The organism is Kitasatospora sp. NPDC057500, assembly GCF_042802195.1.
In the GTDB taxonomy this organism is placed as follows: domain Bacteria; phylum Actinomycetota; class Actinomycetes; order Streptomycetales; family Streptomycetaceae; genus Kitasatospora.
This window is the reverse complement of sequence record NZ_JBHVER010000203.1, coordinates 1-14,480: the sequence shown is the minus strand read 5'-3', so window position 1 is coordinate 14,480 and position 14,480 is coordinate 1. Positions and strand designations below refer to the sequence as shown.

At 75.9% G+C, this 14,480-nt stretch carries 16 protein-coding genes; 8 read left to right on the top strand and 8 right to left on the bottom strand.

The window, feature by feature from the left end; translation table 11 throughout:
• Positions 1-199: 199 nt before the first annotated feature.
• Together ACFU74_RS30670 and ACFU74_RS30665 are read right to left on the bottom strand one after the other, a co-directional pair.
• Positions 200-748, bottom strand: coding sequence for an RBBP9/YdeN family alpha/beta hydrolase (locus ACFU74_RS30670; protein WP_380762599.1), 549 nt, complete (start codon positions 746-748; stop codon positions 200-202).
• Between the two features lie 169 nt (positions 749-917).
• On the bottom strand, positions 918-3,092 hold the full coding sequence (locus tag ACFU74_RS30665) for a hypothetical protein (RefSeq protein ID WP_380762596.1): 2,175 nt from the start codon (positions 3,090-3,092) through the stop codon (positions 918-920).
• Between the two features lie 237 nt (positions 3,093-3,329).
• Between ACFU74_RS30665 and ACFU74_RS30660 the strand changes: the two genes are divergently transcribed.
• The 3 genes from ACFU74_RS30660 (at position 3,330) to ACFU74_RS30650 (ending at position 6,026) form a co-directional block, all read left to right on the top strand.
• The gene (locus ACFU74_RS30660; protein ID WP_380762593.1) at positions 3,330-3,896 is read left to right on the top strand and encodes a DJ-1/PfpI family protein; all 567 of its coding nucleotides are present in this window, start codon (positions 3,330-3,332) and stop codon (positions 3,894-3,896) included.
• A 209-nt stretch (positions 3,897-4,105) separates the two neighbouring features.
• A complete protein-coding gene (locus ACFU74_RS30655) occupies positions 4,106-5,392 on the top strand; it encodes a serine hydrolase domain-containing protein (protein WP_380762591.1) in 1,287 nt (428 codons plus the stop codon).
• Between the two features lie 97 nt (positions 5,393-5,489).
• Positions 5,490-6,026, top strand: a complete 537-nt coding sequence (locus ACFU74_RS30650) for a gamma carbonic anhydrase family protein (RefSeq protein WP_380762589.1) — start codon at positions 5,490-5,492, stop codon at positions 6,024-6,026.
• Between the two features lie 6 nt (positions 6,027-6,032).
• Here the strand turns inward: ACFU74_RS30650 and ACFU74_RS30645 are convergent, their stop codons facing one another.
• Complete coding sequence (locus ACFU74_RS30645) at positions 6,033-7,265, bottom strand: MFS transporter (protein WP_380762586.1); 1,233 nt, start codon at positions 7,263-7,265, stop codon at positions 6,033-6,035.
• A 145-nt stretch (positions 7,266-7,410) separates the two neighbouring features.
• Between ACFU74_RS30645 and ACFU74_RS30640 the strand changes: the two genes are divergently transcribed.
• From ACFU74_RS30640 to ACFU74_RS30625, 4 genes are all read left to right on the top strand, one after another.
• Positions 7,411-7,644, top strand: a complete 234-nt coding sequence (locus tag ACFU74_RS30640) for a DUF2277 domain-containing protein (RefSeq protein WP_380762584.1) — start codon at positions 7,411-7,413, stop codon at positions 7,642-7,644.
• A gap of 91 nt (positions 7,645-7,735) precedes the next feature.
• The gene (locus ACFU74_RS30635) at positions 7,736-7,975 is read left to right on the top strand and encodes a DUF6296 family protein (protein WP_380762581.1); all 240 of its coding nucleotides are present in this window, start codon (positions 7,736-7,738) and stop codon (positions 7,973-7,975) included.
• 59 nt (positions 7,976-8,034) lie between these two features.
• Complete coding sequence (locus ACFU74_RS30630; RefSeq protein WP_380762579.1) at positions 8,035-8,319, top strand: DUF427 domain-containing protein; 285 nt, start codon at positions 8,035-8,037, stop codon at positions 8,317-8,319.
• A 130-nt stretch (positions 8,320-8,449) separates the two neighbouring features.
• Positions 8,450-9,331: a hypothetical protein gene (locus ACFU74_RS30625; protein ID WP_380762576.1), complete on the top strand. Its 882-nt coding sequence runs from the start codon at positions 8,450-8,452 to the stop codon at positions 9,329-9,331.
• A 73-nt stretch (positions 9,332-9,404) separates the two neighbouring features.
• On the opposite strand, the gene ACFU74_RS30620 is transcribed toward ACFU74_RS30625, so the two are convergent.
• The 5 genes from ACFU74_RS30620 to ACFU74_RS30600 form a co-directional block, all read right to left on the bottom strand.
• On the bottom strand, positions 9,405-9,788 hold the full coding sequence (locus ACFU74_RS30620) for a hypothetical protein (protein ID WP_380762574.1): 384 nt from the start codon (positions 9,786-9,788) through the stop codon (positions 9,405-9,407).
• 119 nt (positions 9,789-9,907) lie between these two features.
• Positions 9,908-10,069 (bottom strand): hypothetical protein, encoded by a 162-nt coding sequence (locus ACFU74_RS30615; protein ID WP_380762572.1) that lies wholly within the window; start codon positions 10,067-10,069, stop codon positions 9,908-9,910.
• Between the two features lie 174 nt (positions 10,070-10,243).
• Complete coding sequence (locus tag ACFU74_RS30610; protein WP_380762570.1) at positions 10,244-11,449, bottom strand: cytochrome P450; 1,206 nt, start codon at positions 11,447-11,449, stop codon at positions 10,244-10,246.
• A 104-nt stretch (positions 11,450-11,553) separates the two neighbouring features.
• Complete coding sequence (locus ACFU74_RS30605; protein ID WP_380762601.1) at positions 11,554-11,772, bottom strand: ferredoxin; 219 nt, start codon at positions 11,770-11,772, stop codon at positions 11,554-11,556.
• A gap of 257 nt (positions 11,773-12,029) precedes the next feature.
• A complete protein-coding gene (locus tag ACFU74_RS30600) occupies positions 12,030-13,565 on the bottom strand; it encodes an ATP-dependent DNA ligase (RefSeq protein ID WP_380762568.1) in 1,536 nt (511 codons plus the stop codon).
• A 250-nt stretch (positions 13,566-13,815) separates the two neighbouring features.
• Here ACFU74_RS30600 and ACFU74_RS30595 point away from each other — a divergent pair, with 250 nt between their 5' ends.
• Entirely contained in the window at positions 13,816-14,298 is a 483-nt protein-coding gene (locus tag ACFU74_RS30595; protein ID WP_380762565.1) for a GNAT family N-acetyltransferase, read from the top strand.
• Positions 14,299-14,480: the final 182 nt, after the last annotated feature.

The following is a 14,480-nucleotide window of genomic DNA, read 5'->3' as shown; positions in this document are numbered from 1 at the left end:
GTCACGCACCGCGGCCGGCCTCCGGTCCGGGGCGGCGGACCTGTGCGGGGCCCTCCCGGCCGGACCGGGCCGGCGGAGCGTCGGGAGGGTTCCCCCGGGTGGTGGACCGGCACCGATTCTGCTCGGTCGCCCGTCCGCCGTGCCATCCCCGGAACGTGGGATGCCGCCGGCACCCCGGCCGCCGCCCGCCGCCGTGCGCTCAGAGCCCGGCGAGCAGTTCCCGCCCCAGCGGCCAGTCGCCCAGCCCGGAGTCGGCGTTGAGGTGCCCGAGGGCGCCCGGCTCGACGTAGCGCGCGCCCCAGGCCTCGGCGAACCGCCGGGCGCGCTCCGGGGTGACCCACGGATCGTCGGTGCTGGCGACCACGGTGGCCGGGAACGGCAGCCGCTGCAGCCCCACCGGGCGGAAGCCCAGCAGTTCGGGGACCTCCGCGTGGTCGACGTCGGCGGGCGCCACCAGCAGCGCGCCGCGCACGGCCGCCGTCCGCCCGGCCGGAGCCCCGGCCGCCCAGCGGGCCGCCGTCACGCTGCCCAGGCTGTGCGCCACCAGCACCACCGGGCCGTCGGCCGACGCCGCGGCGACCGCCGCGTCCACCCGGGCCACCCAGGAGTCCGGCTCCGGGTGGTCCCAGTCCTCCTGGTGCACCCGGACGAACGACGCCGGGTCGGCGGCCTCCCAGCGGCTCTGCCAGTGGGCCGGTCCGGAGCCCTGGTAGCCGGGCAGGACGAGGTAGGTGGTGCGGTCCGACATCGGGGTGCGATCCCTCCGGGGCTGTCACGGGGACGGACACGACGACGCCGGAGCGCGGAAGCCGCGCCCCGGCGTTGGGTCGACGGCGAGGAGAGCGAAGGGACTGGAGATTCAATACGAAGTTGAGAAGGAAGCCCCTTCATGGCCTCGCCGAGGCTCACGCTACCAGTCAGGCGGGGACCAGGTCGCGCAGATTTCCGGGGGTGACCACGCGGGAGTCCGGGTGCAGGCCCTCCGGCCGCTCCAGGCCGATGAAGGTCACCGGCCCGTCGGGGACCGCCGCGCCCTCCCACAGGGTGACCGCGGCGGCCCGCCGCCGCATCAGGTCGGTGAGGTGGCGGACCGTGAGGTAGTCGCGCTCGACGACGCCGCGCAGCAGCGCCGCGACCGACAGTCGGTTCCCCTCGACCCGGTTGGCGTCGGGCATGCCGGCCAGGTGCAGGTGCAGCCACTTGGCGCTCCAGCGGCCGTCGGCCCCGCGCAGGAACGCCAGCGGCAGGGCCACCCGCCCCGGGCCGCGCAGGTCCGACTTCATCCGCACGGTGCGCGGCTCGAAGGGCCGCCCCGCCTGCTCGCCGTCCCGCAGCATGAAGCCGAAGAACGACTCCTCGACCTGCTCGAAGCCCTCGCCCGAGTAGACGTCGACCTGGGGGACGACGAACGCGGCCCGCACCGCGTCCAGCCGCAGGTTGATGAACTCCGACGCGCCCTCGGGTGCGTCGGTGACGTCCCCGGAGTGCTCGCCGCCGATCTCGGTGAGCGAGGTGTACGAGAGCCAGGAGACGGTCTCGTACGACTCGTCCAGCAGCAGCGCCGACAGGTCGAGGTCGGTGCGCCGCACGTGCTGCTTCCAGTACATGAAGAAGCGCAGCAGCTCGCCGTCGACCGGCGAGAGCGAGCCGCGCGGCAGCACGCCCAGGCCCGCGGACGTCGCGTTCCCGCTGAGCGGCAGGGCGACGTCGAGCACGGCCGGGTCGATCAGCAGGTGCCCCGGATCCGGGAGCCGGCGGCTCACCTCGGCGTCCAGTGCGGCGATCAGGCGCCCGCGCCCGGCGGCCGGCAGCGGCGGCCGGGTGTCGGCAGTGACCTGGCCGTGGCCGCTCCGGTTGACGAAGATCCGGCGCTCCCCGACCCCTTCGGTGCGGCGGTTCTGCAGGTGCTCGCGGACCGACAGCAGCACCCGCCCGGACACCCGCCCGGCCGTCGCCTCGGCGGCGGCCAGCACGGCCTCGCACTGCTCCTCGGTGGCGCAGGCGCGCAGCAGCCGGTCGAGCGCGCGGAACAGCTTGCCCGGGGCGGCGGACAGCAGCCGCACCGCCGCGGTGACGTCGCCCGCGCCGAGCGCCTGCTCGACACGGCTGTCCAGGGACGGCGCCGCGCGCTCGCCACGGGCGACCGCGAACACCTCGGCGGCGTGCGGCCAACGGGGGTACTCGTGCGGGTGGAGCCGCTCGCCGAGGCGCTTGAACGGCTCGCGGTGCGCGGTGACGTCGCCGAGCTTGGCGGGGGCCGCGGCGACCACCGCGTCCAGGCCCGCGAGCAGCGCGCGGCGCACCGGCCGGGGGAACGGGCGGAACCGGGTCGGCCGCGCGAGCGTGAGATCCCCGTCCGACAGCGCGCAGGCGAGGCGCAGCACGTCGGTGACGGTATCCAGCAGGAGATCGGCGCCGGCGTCCAGGCGGGCCCGGTTGACGACGGCTCGGTTCTCCCGGACCGGGATCGCCTCGGGCTGCGGCCCGTGCGCGCGGTGCCCGGCGAGGTCGCCGAGGTCGCGCAGCGCCTCCTCGCCCAGCGGGGTGGCGCTGCCCGCCAGCGCCAGGTACAGGGCGGTGACCTCGTCCTCCAGCGCGCCGCCCGGGTGCAGGACGGTCATCCGGTCGCCGGCGGCGGCGATCAGCGTGTCGTGGGCGGCGAGCAGTTCGGCGTAGGTGTGCTGGTAGCGGCCGTAGCGGGGCAGCGTCAGCAGGTCGACCACACCGGCGTCGAGCTGGGCGAGGGTGCTCGCGCGGGTGTCGTCGTCGGCGAGCGCCTCGCGGATGCACCGCATCCAGAAGTGGACGGTGTCCGGCACGTTGGCCGGGAAGTCGATGAAGTAGGCGTTGTGCCGGACGTGGTCGCCGGCCAGCTCGCGCACGGTGGCCAGGGTGCGGACGGCCGTCTCGCGGACGGTCTGCGCGCTCAGCCCCGACAGCCGGGCCAGCGACTCGGCCGAGAGCTTGAAGCCCGCGGACATCAGCGCGGCGTCGAACTGGCGCGCCGCGGCCTCGCCGTTCCCGGCCGGGCCGTCGGGCGTGGGCAGGCGGAAGGTGTGTCGGACGACCAGGGATTCGAGACGCTGGGACATTCCGGCATGCTCCCAGAGCCGCTCGGACCGCCGCATCCGGGTTTCCCGCCCGGCGGCGTCCCGGCTCAGGGGCGTGCGCTCAGGGGCGTGCGCCCGGGGGAGTGCGCCGCGCCCGGGTGGTGCGCGCCATTGCGTGCGGGCACCGGGTGGGGGAGGTTGGTGCGGTCCCGGTTCGCAGGGTTCGGGCCCGGGACGGCAATGGACTTGACGGTCGATCATTTCGGAGGGATGTCGGCGATGGCATCGAAGATCCTGCTCGTCACCGGGGACGCCGCGGAGTCGCTGGAGGTGTTCTACCCGTACCAGCGGCTGCGCGAGGAGGGCTACCAGGTCGACATCGCGGCGCCGGCGAAGAAGCGGCTCCAGTTCGTGGTGCACGACTTCGTCGAGGGGTTCGACACCTACTCCGAGAAGCCCGGCTACACCTGGCCCGCCGACGTGGCGTTCGCCGACGTCGACCCGGCCGACTACGTGGCCCTGGTGATCCCGGGCGGGCGGGCCCCCGAGTACCTGCGCAACGACCCGGAGGTGCAGCGGATCGTCCGGCACTTCTTCGAGGGCGAGAAGCCGGTCGCCCAGATCTGCCACGGCCCGCTGGTGTCGGCCGCCGCCGGGGTGCTCGGCGGGCGGACCAGTGCCGCCTACCCCGCCCTGGAGCCGGACCTGAAGGCGGCCGGCGCGACGTACGTGGACGGCGAGGCGGTGGTGGACGGCGTGGTCGTCTCGGCCCGCGCCTGGCCCGACCACCCGGCGTGGCTGCGGGCGTTCATCGAGGTCCTGCGGGTCAAGGCCCCGGTGGCCTGACCGCCGGACGGGGCGCGCGCCCCCGAGCGGGGTCTCGGGGTGGTCCCTGAGCGGGTCTCGGGGGCGGGCCCTCCCTGAGGGGGAGCGGCCCGCCGGGCGAAGCTCGGCCCAGGGTGGGACGCCCCCTCCGTCGCCGCCTGCCAGAGTGTCAAGTGCCGAAATCGAAGGGGGTGTTGCAGGCACCTCCGGGCACGGACACGGGAGGACGCATGGGAGTGGCGGAGCACGGGAGCGGAGCGGAGCGGGACGGTCGCGGGGGCACGGGGCGCCGGCGGCGCCGCCCGGCCGCGCGCCTGGTGGCGCTCGCGCTCGCGGGGGCGGGCCTGGTGGGCGTGAGCGCCCCGGCGGCCGGCGCCCTCGGCACGACGGAGCCGGTCGGGACGGTCACGGTGACCGGCACCGAGGGCACCGCGGCGGCGGAGGAGGCCGGCCGGGGACCGCGCAAGGGCGTCGACACCAGGGCACTGAACGGCGCGCTGAACGCCATGACCGACTCCGGCGGCGTCTCCGCCGCGCTGGCCCGGGTCGGCGATCACGGCCGCACCCTGTGGAAGGGCGCCTCCGGCGTCGCCGACCGCACCACCGGCGCCCCGGCCTCCGCGGACGGCCGGTTCCGGATCGGCAGCGTGACCAAGACCTTCGTCTCCACCGTCGCCCTCCAGCTGGTCGCCGAGGGGCGGCTCGGCCTCGACGATTCGGTGGAGGAGCTGCTGCCGGGCGCGGTGCCGAACGGCGCGGACATCACCCTGCGGCAGCTGCTCGACCACACCAGCGGGGTGTTCAACTACACCGAGGACCAGGCCTTCGACTTCGACCGTCCCGGCGCCGTCGAGCAGTGGCTGGAGTCCGGCCGCTGGACCCGCTGGACCTCGCAGCAGCTCGTCGCGCTGGCCAACGCCCACCAGCCGTACTTCGCGCCCGGCCAGGGCTTCCACTACTCCAACACCAACTACGTCCTGGTGGGACAGATCATCGAGCGGGCGACCGGCCGCAGCTGGCAGCGCGAGGTCGAACGCCGGGTGATCCGCCCGCTGGGCCTGACCGGCACCTCCATGCCCGACCACGCGACGACCGTCCCCGGCCCGCACGCGCACGGCTACTACGACCTGCCCACCGGCCCGGCGGACGTCACCGAGCTGGACCCGAGCATGGCGGGCTCCTCCGGCGCCGGGATCTCCACCACCGCCGACCTCAACACCTTCATCTCGGCCCTGATCGGCGGGCGGCTGCTGCCCCGGCCGCAGCTCGCGGAGATGATGAAGGCCACCCCGCAGAGCGGTGGCCGGTACGGCCTCGGCCTGGAGCGGGCCCCCTCGGACTGCGGTGTGCTGTGGGGCCACACCGGCGGCATCCCCGGCTACAACACCGTCCTGTACACCAGCGCCGACCTCCGCCGCCAGCTCGCGGTCTCGATGAACGCCAAGGGCGCCTCGACCCCGCCGGCCACCGAGGAGGCCTTCGGGAGGCTGCTCGCCGCCGGGACCTGCGCCGGCTGACCCGCAGCCGCCCCGGGCCACCCGGCCCCGCACCGGCGGAGCGGGGCTGCCATCATGGCCCGCACCTGATGGGCAGTCGTCGCGAGGAGGACGAGAGATGGCAGAGCCGCTGATCGCCGAGGTGGGGGGCCGGGTGCCCGCCGTCGACCCGGGCGCCTTCGTCGCGCCGAACGCCGTCGTGCTGGGAAGCGTGACGGTCGGCGCCGGGGCGAGCGTCTGGTACGGCGCGGTGCTGCGCGGGGACGCCGAGGCGATCACGGTCGGCGCGGGCAGCAACGTCCAGGACAACTGCACCCTGCACGCCGACCTCGGCTTCCCGCTGGTGATGGGGGAGCGGGTCTCGGTCGGCCACAACGCCGTGCTGCACGGCTGCGTGATAGAGGACGACGTCCTGGTGGGGATGAACGCCACCGTGCTCAACGGCGCCCGGATCGGCGCCGGCTCGCTGGTCGCGGCCGGCGCCGTGGTGCCGCAGGGCATGGAGGTGCCGCCCGGCTCCCTGGTCGCCGGGGTGCCGGCGAAGATCCGCCGCGAGCTGACCGAGGAGGAACGCGCCGGCATCGAGTTCAACGCCGAGGGCTACCTGCTGCTGGCCGACGGCCACCGCGAGCTGCGCCCGCTGCCGCAGGCCTGAGTCTCACTAGCCGCGGCCCGCGCCGACCCGGTCGTCCGGGGCGGCTGCGGGCCCGGGCACCGGGCCCGAGGCGACCACGACCGTCGGCGCCTTCCCGCGCCGCCGGTCGGCGGCCCAGGCGGCCACCGCGATCACCGCGCCCGAGGCCGCCAGGCCCGAGCCGACCAGCGGTGGCGAGGTCCAGCCCAGCCCCGCGTCCAGCGCCAGCCCGCCGAAGAACGCGCCCTGGGCGTTGGCCAGGTTGAACGCGCCCTGCACCGTCGCCGAGGCCAGCGTCGGCGCACCGCGCGCCTCGCGCATCACCAGCGTCTGCACCGCCGGTACGATCGCGAACCCGAACAGCCCGACCAGCACCACCGTCACCGCCGCCGACCACTCGGCCCGCGCGGTCACCGCGAACAGCGCCAGCACGGCGGCGAGCAGGACGAACGCCGCGCACACGGTCGGCCGCAGCGCGCGGTCGGCCGCGTAGCCGCCGAGCAGGTTGCCGATCGTCATCCCCACCCCGAACAGCGCCAGCACCAGCGTCACCGAACCGGTGGCGTAGCCGGACACCTCGGTCAGCAGCGGGGTGATGTACGAGTAGCAGGCGAAGAAGCCGCCGCAGCCGAAGACCACGGTCGCCAGCGCCAGCCAGAGCTGCCCGCTGCGGAACGCGCCCAGCTCGTGCCGCAGGCCCGCCTGCGCGGGGGAGGGCAGCGCCGGCACCAGCCGGGCGATCGCCACCGCCCCGGCCGCGCCGATCGCGACCACCACCAGCATCGTCGCCCGCCATCCCAGGTGCTGGCCGAGCAGCGTCGCGGCCGGCACCCCGACGACATTGGCCAGGGTCAGGCCGGAGAACATCACCGCGACCGCCCTGGCCCGCTTGTCCGGCGCCACCAGCTCCGCCGCCGCCACCGCCCCGGCGCCGAAGAACGCCCCGTGCGGCAGCCCGGTCACCAGCCGGGCGACGGCCAGCGTCCAGAAGTCGGGGGCGAGCGCGCAGAGCAGGTTCCCGAAGGCGAAGAAGGCCGCCAGCCCGACCAGCACCGCCTTCCGCGGCCGCCCGGCGGCCAGCGCGGTGAGCAGCGGCGCCCCGATCACCACGCCCAGCGCGTAGGCCGAGATCAGCCAGCCGGCCTGCGGGATCGAGACGTCCAGGCCGTCCGCGACCTGGGGGAGCAGCCCCATGGCGGCGAACTCGGTGGTTCCGATGGCGAACGCGGTGACGGCCAGGGCGACCAGCGCGAGAGGCAAGGGGGTACTCCGGGAGGAACGGGACGGGCCGGGATTGTTCGTCCGGAATCCTAATCTGGCCGGATGACGTGCCTGTGAGGCGCGGAAGGCGGTCCGGTGACGGACGGGGGTCGCCACCCGGGCGCCCGCGCGGGAGACTGGGGTCATGTGCCGCAATATCAGAACCCTGAGACCGCCCGTGACGCCCGACGCCACGGAGGAGGACTACCGCGCGGCTGCGCTCCAGTACGTGCGCAAGGTGTCCGGCTTCCGGGCCCCGGCCGCGCACAACCGCGAGGCCTTCGACCGGGCCGTGGAAGCCGTGACCGAGGCCACCGAACGCCTGCTCGCCGAGCTGGAGGTCCGCGGCGCCTCCGCCCCGGCCCAGGCCGGCGCCTAGGCCCTCGCTTTCGGATCACGTCGACCGCCCGGCGTGATCCGAAGGAGAGGGCCTGGAGGGACGGCGTCCCACAGGCACCAGGAGGTCGGCGATGAGCAGCCCCGTCACCCGTTACGCACTCACCTTCCCGGGCACCCCCGGAACCCAGGCCCCGCAGGACGTGGTCGTGGTCGAACGCACCGGTGCCACCGGCCCGGGCGGCCACCCGGTGTACGAGGACGCCACCGGCATCGTCCGGGCCGAGATCAGCGACGCGGGGGAGGTCCGGATGCTCGCCAGCGGCGGCCACCAGACCCCGCACTGCCCGATGCACGCCCAGCCGCTTCCCTGACGCCCGCTTCCCCGACGCCCTGCTGACAGCGCCGCGCCCGGTGGGGCAGACTCCCGGGCATGACCACAGCGCGCTGGCAGGGCACCGTCGTCGCCGAGAGCGAGGACACCGTCGTCGTCGAGGGCAACCACTACTTTCCGGTCGACTCCGTGCGCAGCGAGTACCTGCGCCCGTCCGACACCACCACGGTCTGCGGTTGGAAGGGCACCGCCGAGTACTACTCGCTGCACGTCGACGGGGAGACCAACCCGGACGCGGCCTGGTACTACGCCGACCCCTTCCCCGCCGCCGAGCAGATCCGCGGCCGGGTGGCGTTCTGGCGGGGCGTGGAGATCACCGAGTGACCCGGCCCGGCTCGCTGCCGCGGCCCGGTTGAGGGCCGAACGGCCTCCGGGACACGCCCGTCATCGTCCTGTCGCAGGACCGGGACACCCCCGGAGCGTATCGCCGCGCGCCGCCGGGTACGGCCACGGCATGGCAATCTTCAGGAAGCCGGGACGCCCCGGGCAGCCCGAGCCCTCCCAGGACCGCGTGGCCGACGAGCTGGCCGGGCTGGTCGAGGAACTCGAACCCGGCGAGCCCGGCGAGGGCGGCCCCGGCGAGCTCGCCGAGTACCGGGCGGAGACCGAACGCGGCCGGCGGCGCGGCGCCCGGCTGGTCGGCGCGATCGCCCGCCGGCTCGGCACCGGCGGCCGGGCCGCCGCCAAGGGCGCCGCGCTCGGCGGCCGGGCCCTCACCGAGCAGCTGCTCCAGACCGCCCCGCGCATCCCGGTCCGCAACCTCGCCACGCTGCGCGCCCAGCACCCCGGCGCGGCCGACCCGGAGAAGCTCGCGGACCTGCTGATCACCGGCGCGAGCCGGGCCTCCAGCGCGCTCGGCGCCGGTGTGGGCGCCGCCGCGATGCTCCCGGTGCCGCCCGCGATGCCGGTGGAGATCGCCGCCGAGACGATCGCCGTGGCCGCCGTCGAGATCAAGCTGATCGCCGAACTGCACGAGGTCTACGGCTTCCCCGCGCAGGGCACCGCCGCCCAGAAGGCGGGCGCCTACGTCGGCGCCTGGGCCAACCGGCGCGGCATCGACTCGACACTGCTCGCCAAGCCGGCCGGCCTGGCCGCGATGGCACTCGGTGGCGAGGTCCGCCAGCAGGTCCGCCGCCGCCTCACCCGCAGCTCGCTGCGCCGCCTGCCGTCGCTGACCCCGCTGCTGGTCGGCGCGGGCATCGGCGCCACGATCAATCTGCGCGACACCCGCAAGGTGGCCCGCGAGGTCCGCACGTTCCTGCGCGAGCACGCCCCGGCGGACCCGGGGTACTGGGAGGCCGCCGCCCCCGCCCCCCGGCCGGAGCGCGGCGACTGACCGCGGCGACGGACCGCGGGGGCGCGCGCGGAACCGGCCGGCTCCGGGCGGAACCGGCCGGTCCGGCGCCGGGTCAGCCGGTCGGCGCCTGCGGCGCCCCGGAGCCCCGCCCGGTCTTGACGGCGTTCACCATCGCCTGGTGCACCGCCCGCGCGGTCGTCTCGTCGGCCGCCGGGACGGGACTTCCCGTCACCGAGTACCAGTCGAGCGCCCCGGTGTACTGCACGGTGAGCCGTGCCTCGCCGTCCACCCAGGTGGTGTGCACGGTGAGGTCGCCCGAGATCGGGCCGATCTCGACGGTGGTGACCCCGCCGGGCCCGCTGATGATCGACTGGGTGGTCCAGGTGGCCCACGAGGCCCGGGGGTCGCGCGGGGGCTCCACCCGCCCGGCCGTCCCGCCCGGACCGCCCGCCGGGCCCGGTACCTGTCCTGCCGTGCCCTGCTGCTGATCGGTCATGCGCCCATCCTCCCTCGCCGTCCGCCGCCGCCCGGGCGACGGCACCGGCGGTCGCGAAGGCCGCCCCGGTGCCGGGCGGCCTTGTGGCAACTCGTGTGCCGAAGCGGTGCCGGAGCGGCTCAGCCGCCCGCCGTCGGCTCCTCCCGGGGCTCGCCCTCCGCCTGCGAGGTGTCCTGTGCGTGCTGGTTCTGCATCGAGGTGATGCCCTCCTCGGGGTCGGCCGCGCGGACGTCCTCGTCCCGGTCGGTGCTCACCTCGGAGCGTGCGCTCATGTCGGTCATCGCGGGCTCCCTCTGCTCGGCCGGCCGGGGCGACCGGACCCGCCGCGGCACACCGTGGTGCCGGGCGGCCGCCGGGCCGGTTCGCTGTCTCGCCCCTCAAGCCTGCCTCCACGCCCCGTCGAGGGCCAACCGGGCCGGTTCGGGGCCCGCTGCCCGCCCCTCCGGCCCGGCCGGTCACCAGGCGACCGGCAGCGACCTCAGCCCGTAGATCAGCGTCTCCGAGCGGAAGTCCAACTCCTCCTCCGGCACCGCCAGCCGCAGCCCCGGCAGCCGCCGGAACAGCGTGGCCAGCGCGATCTGCAGCTCCGCCCGCGCCAGCGGCTGCCCCAGGCACTGGTGCACCCCGAAGCCGAACGCGAGGTGCCGGCGCGCCTCCCGGCCGAGGTCGACCTCGTCGACGCCAGGGCGCCCCTCGGCGCCGAACAGCCCGCCGTCCCGGTTGGCCGTCGAGAGCATCGCCATCACGCCGTCCCCGGCCCGGACCAGCGTGCCGCCCAGCTCGACGTCCTCCACCGCCACCCGCGGCACCCCGGTGTGCACGATGGTGAGCAGCCGCAGCAGCTCCTCCACCGCCCCGGGCACCGCCGCCGGGTCGGCGAGCCGGGCGGCCTGCTCCGGGTTTCGCAGCAGCAGCGCGGTGGAGAGGCCGATCATGTTGGCGGTGGTCTCGTGCCCGGCGACCAGCAGCAGCACCCCGGTCGAGGCGATCTCCCGCACGGTGAGGTCCTCGCGCAGCACCAGCCGGCTCAGGATGTCCTCGCCGGGCTCGGACCGCTTCCGCTCGGCGAGCCGGGCCAGGTAGCCGAGCAGCTCGTCCTGCGCCCGGGCGACGTCTTCGTCGTTGCCCTCGGTGGTCAGCAGCAGCCGGCTGTTCGCCTGGAACGCCTCCCGGTCCTCGTAGGGGACGCCGAGCAGCAGGCAGATCACCAGCGAGGGCACCGGCAGCGCGAAGTCGGCGACCAGGTCGGCCGGGCCGCCCCGGGCCGTCATCCGGTCGAGCGCCTCGTCCACGATCTGCTGGATGCCGGGCCGCAGCTCCTCCACCCGCTTGACCAGGAACTCCCCGGTGACCATGCGGCGCAGCCGGGCGTGCTCGGGGTCGTCGAGGCGCAGGAAGGACGGGTTGGCGGCGACGAGCTCGCGCCGCCCCTCGTTCAGGAACGGGAAGTCGGGCCGGCGGGCGTCGGCGCTGAACCGGCGGTCCGAGAGCACCGTGCGGACCTCCTGGTAGCCCGTGACCAGCCAGCAGGGGCTGCCGTCGGGGAGTTCCGCCCGGCTGACCGGGCCGGTGCTCGCGGCCTCGGTGTACGCGGGCGGCGGCGCGAACGGGCAGGCCGTGTCGTGCCGGGCCGGGATCGGGGTGACGGGAACGGTGGACATGCTCAAGGTGGTCTCCTCGCGTGACGGGTGAGGCCCGTGGCCAGGCGGTGCCCGTGGCCAGGCGGTGGGAGACGGCGGGAGGGCTCGCGGGCCCGGGGCGGGCGTCAGCCGGCGGTGCCGGGCCGGTCGTCCTCGGTGACGGCGATCGCGCCGCCCGGGCAGAGGTCGGCGGCGAGGCGCACGTCGGCGGAGAGCTCCGCGGGGACGACCGCCCGGCGGAGGGTCACCAGGCCGTCCCGGTCGTCCTGCTCGAAGACCTCCGGCGCCGTCATGACGCACTGGCCGGAGCTGCAGCAGCGGTCCCGTTCGACGTTCACCTGCATGTCGGACACCTCTCCGTGGTGTGGCACCGGTCTTCTCCGTGGCGCGGCACCAGCCCGGGCCGGGCCGCCCTCCGCTGTCATGGTCAAGCTATCCCCGCCCCCCGTCGCACACGAAGGGTGCGTGGCCATCTCGCGAAGAATGGCCGATATGCCACTGGTCGTGAACAGGTATGGGATTAATGAAGTTTGATCATTCGTCAGATGAGTTGTCCCGGCCCCGGGGGGAAGCCCGGAGGGCGGGCGAGGGGCCCCTGACCCTACCGGGAGCCCAGCTCCCGGACGGCGGCGACGGTGTCCGCCTGCGCCGCGCTCTTGTCGGGCCGGTAGCGCACCACCCGGGCGAACCGCAGCGCCAGGCCCGCCGGGTAGCGCGGGCTGCGCTGGACCCCGTCGAAGGCGATCTCCACGACCAGCTCGGGCCGCACCCGGACGGTCCGGGCGTCCCGCTCCACCTCGCGCTCCAGCAGCGCCGCGGTCTGCCAGGCGAGCATCTCGTCGGTGAGCCCCTTGAAGGTCTTGCCGAGCATCACCCAGGGGCCGAGCCCCGGCTCGCCGCCCGACCGGGCGCCCAGGTGCAGGTTGCTGAGGAGGCCCTGCCTCCGCCCGCTGCCCCACTCGGCGGCCAGCACCACCAGGTCCAGGGTGTGCCGGGGCTTGACCTTCACCCAGCCGGCCCCGCGCCGCCCGGCCTGGTAGCCGGCCGCCGGGTCCTTCACCAGCACCCCCTCGTGGCCGTGCGCGAGGGCGTCGCGGAAGAACGCCAGGGCCTCGCCGCGGTCCCCGGTCTCGGTGCGCGCCACCCGCAGGCCGGCCGGGACGGCTCCGGCGAGTGCGGCCCAGCGCTCCCGCCCGGGGCGGTCCACCAGGTCCTCGCCGTCCTGGTGCAGCAGGTCGAAGAAGTGCACGCTGAGCGGGACCTCGGCGCGCAGCCGCTCCGGGTCCCGGCGGGCCGCGGTGCGGGCGGCGGTCTCCTGGAACGGCCGCGGCCGGCCGTCCGGCCCGAGCGCGATCGCCTCGCCGTCCAGCACCGCCGAGCGCACCGGCAGCGCCAGCGCCGCCTCGACCACCTCGGGCACCCGGGCGGTGATGTCGTCCAGCGACCGGGTGAAGACGCCGACGTCGCCGCCGTCCCGGTGCACCTGCACCCGGATGCCGTCCAGCTTCCACTCCAGCGCCGCCGGGCCCGCGAACCGGTCCAGTGCGGTGCCCACGTCCGGTGCCGAGGCCGCCAGCATCGGCCGCACCGGTCGGCCCACCTCCAGGCGGAACGCGGCCAGCTCCGGGTCCCCGCCGGCCAGCGCGGCGGTGGCGACCGCCCGCGCCGAGCCGCGGAACATCAGCGCCCGGCGCACCGACGCCGCCGGCACCCCGGCGGCCTGTGCGACCGCGTCCGCCACCACCGCGTCCAGCGCCCCCTGACGCAGGTCGCCGACCAGGACGGCGCGCAGGAACGCCTGTTCCACCTCGGTGGCCCGTTCGAACAGACCGGCCAGCAGCCGGCGCCGCTCTGCCCGGGCGCCCGCCCCGTGCACGGCGGCGATCGCCTCCAGCGTCTGCTCGGCCTCGCGCACCCCGAGCCGCGGTTCGGCGGCGGGCGGCGGGAGGTCGCGCAGGGCGGCCGGGCCGAGGCCGGTGCGCAGCCGCTGCGACTCGCCGGACAGCAGGGCGACCGCCGACGGGGCCTCGTCCGGGCCCAGCGCACGCAGGCAGTCGGCGAGCAGCCCGGTCTTGGCCCGGCGTCCGGGCTCGGCCGCCACGGCGCGCGAGGTCAGGGCCAGGCGGTGGAGCAGCAACGCGGGCCTCCTGGGGAGGGCGGGCCGGGTGGCGCGGCCGAGCGGCGCGGGGCCGGGCGTCCAGGATCGGCGATCCGGGCCGTCGGCGCGCGTCGGGCGCGCTCGGCCCCGTACGGGACCGCAACCGGCCCGGCCGCCGCTTCGGCGCAGTGGCACGGCGGTCTTGGCCACGGCGTCGATCGGCCGCGAGCCGACGGGCCGTCATGCTGGCGCGCAACCGGCCCGCACACTCACCCCTTCGGGAGGACCCATGACCGCCGCCACCGACCCGGCCGCCGCCCGCTGGACCGTGGACACCCCCACCGGCGCCGACTTCGCCGCCTGGCGCGAGCTGTTCCGCGGCTACTGCGCCTTCTACCGGGTGCCGATCCCCGACGGGAAGGCCGACCTGGTGTGGTCCTGGCTCACCGACCCGGCGCACGAACTGGACGGCCTGCTGGTCCGCGACACCGACGGCACCCCGGTCGGCCTCGCCCACTACCGGCCGTTCGTCCGTCCGCTGCACGGCACGGTCGCCGGCTTCCTCGACGACCTGTACGTCGCCCCCGTCGCCCGGGGCACCGGTGCGGTCGACCTCCTGCTCACCCGGCTGCGTGAGATCGCCGCCGAGCGCGGCTGGAACGCCGTCCGCTGGATCACCTCGGAGGACAATTACCGCGCCCGCAGCAAGTACGACCAGGTCGCCACCCGCACCGGGTTCGTCACCTACGACATGCCCCCGGCCGGCGTCTGACCGGACCGCCCGCCCGCCCGGCCCTCCCGTTCCGAAATCCGTTCGCACTTTTCTGTTATCCGGTCACCGCCCGCCGGTCTCCCAGGTGTCGGCACCCGTCCGACGGACCCTCCGGCGGGCCCGACGGCCCCGAACACAGGAAGCGTGCGCAGGTGAACAGCGAAGACCGGACCACCATCCTC

Bases quoted from the DNA above. Each gene is read 5' to 3' on its own strand.
- ACFU74_RS30625 (WP_380762576.1), top strand. From the start codon at position 8,450: ATGGCAATCTTCAGGAAGCCGGGACGCCCCGGGCAGCCCGAGCCCTCC.
- ACFU74_RS30620 (WP_380762574.1), bottom strand. From the start codon at position 9,788: ATGACCGATCAGCAGCAGGGCACGGCAGGACAGGTACCGGGCCCGGCG.
- ACFU74_RS30610 (WP_380762570.1), bottom strand. From the start codon at position 11,449: ATGTCCACCGTTCCCGTCACCCCGATCCCGGCCCGGCACGACACGGCC.
- ACFU74_RS30660 (WP_380762593.1), top strand. From the start codon at position 3,330: ATGGCATCGAAGATCCTGCTCGTCACCGGGGACGCCGCGGAGTCGCTG.
- ACFU74_RS30615 (WP_380762572.1), bottom strand. From the start codon at position 10,069: ATGACCGACATGAGCGCACGCTCCGAGGTGAGCACCGACCGGGACGAG.
- ACFU74_RS30595 (WP_380762565.1), top strand. From the start codon at position 13,816: ATGACCGCCGCCACCGACCCGGCCGCCGCCCGCTGGACCGTGGACACC.
- ACFU74_RS30665 (WP_380762596.1), bottom strand. From the start codon at position 3,092: ATGTCCCAGCGTCTCGAATCCCTGGTCGTCCGACACACCTTCCGCCTG.
- ACFU74_RS30640 (WP_380762584.1), top strand. From the start codon at position 7,411: ATGTGCCGCAATATCAGAACCCTGAGACCGCCCGTGACGCCCGACGCC.
- ACFU74_RS30635 (WP_380762581.1), top strand. From the start codon at position 7,736: ATGAGCAGCCCCGTCACCCGTTACGCACTCACCTTCCCGGGCACCCCC.
- ACFU74_RS30655 (WP_380762591.1), top strand. From the start codon at position 4,106: ATGGGAGTGGCGGAGCACGGGAGCGGAGCGGAGCGGGACGGTCGCGGG.
- ACFU74_RS30670 (WP_380762599.1), bottom strand. From the start codon at position 748: ATGTCGGACCGCACCACCTACCTCGTCCTGCCCGGCTACCAGGGCTCC.
- ACFU74_RS30650 (WP_380762589.1), top strand. From the start codon at position 5,490: ATGGCAGAGCCGCTGATCGCCGAGGTGGGGGGCCGGGTGCCCGCCGTC.
- ACFU74_RS30605 (WP_380762601.1), bottom strand. From the start codon at position 11,772: ATGCAGGTGAACGTCGAACGGGACCGCTGCTGCAGCTCCGGCCAGTGC.
- ACFU74_RS30630 (WP_380762579.1), top strand. From the start codon at position 8,035: ATGACCACAGCGCGCTGGCAGGGCACCGTCGTCGCCGAGAGCGAGGAC.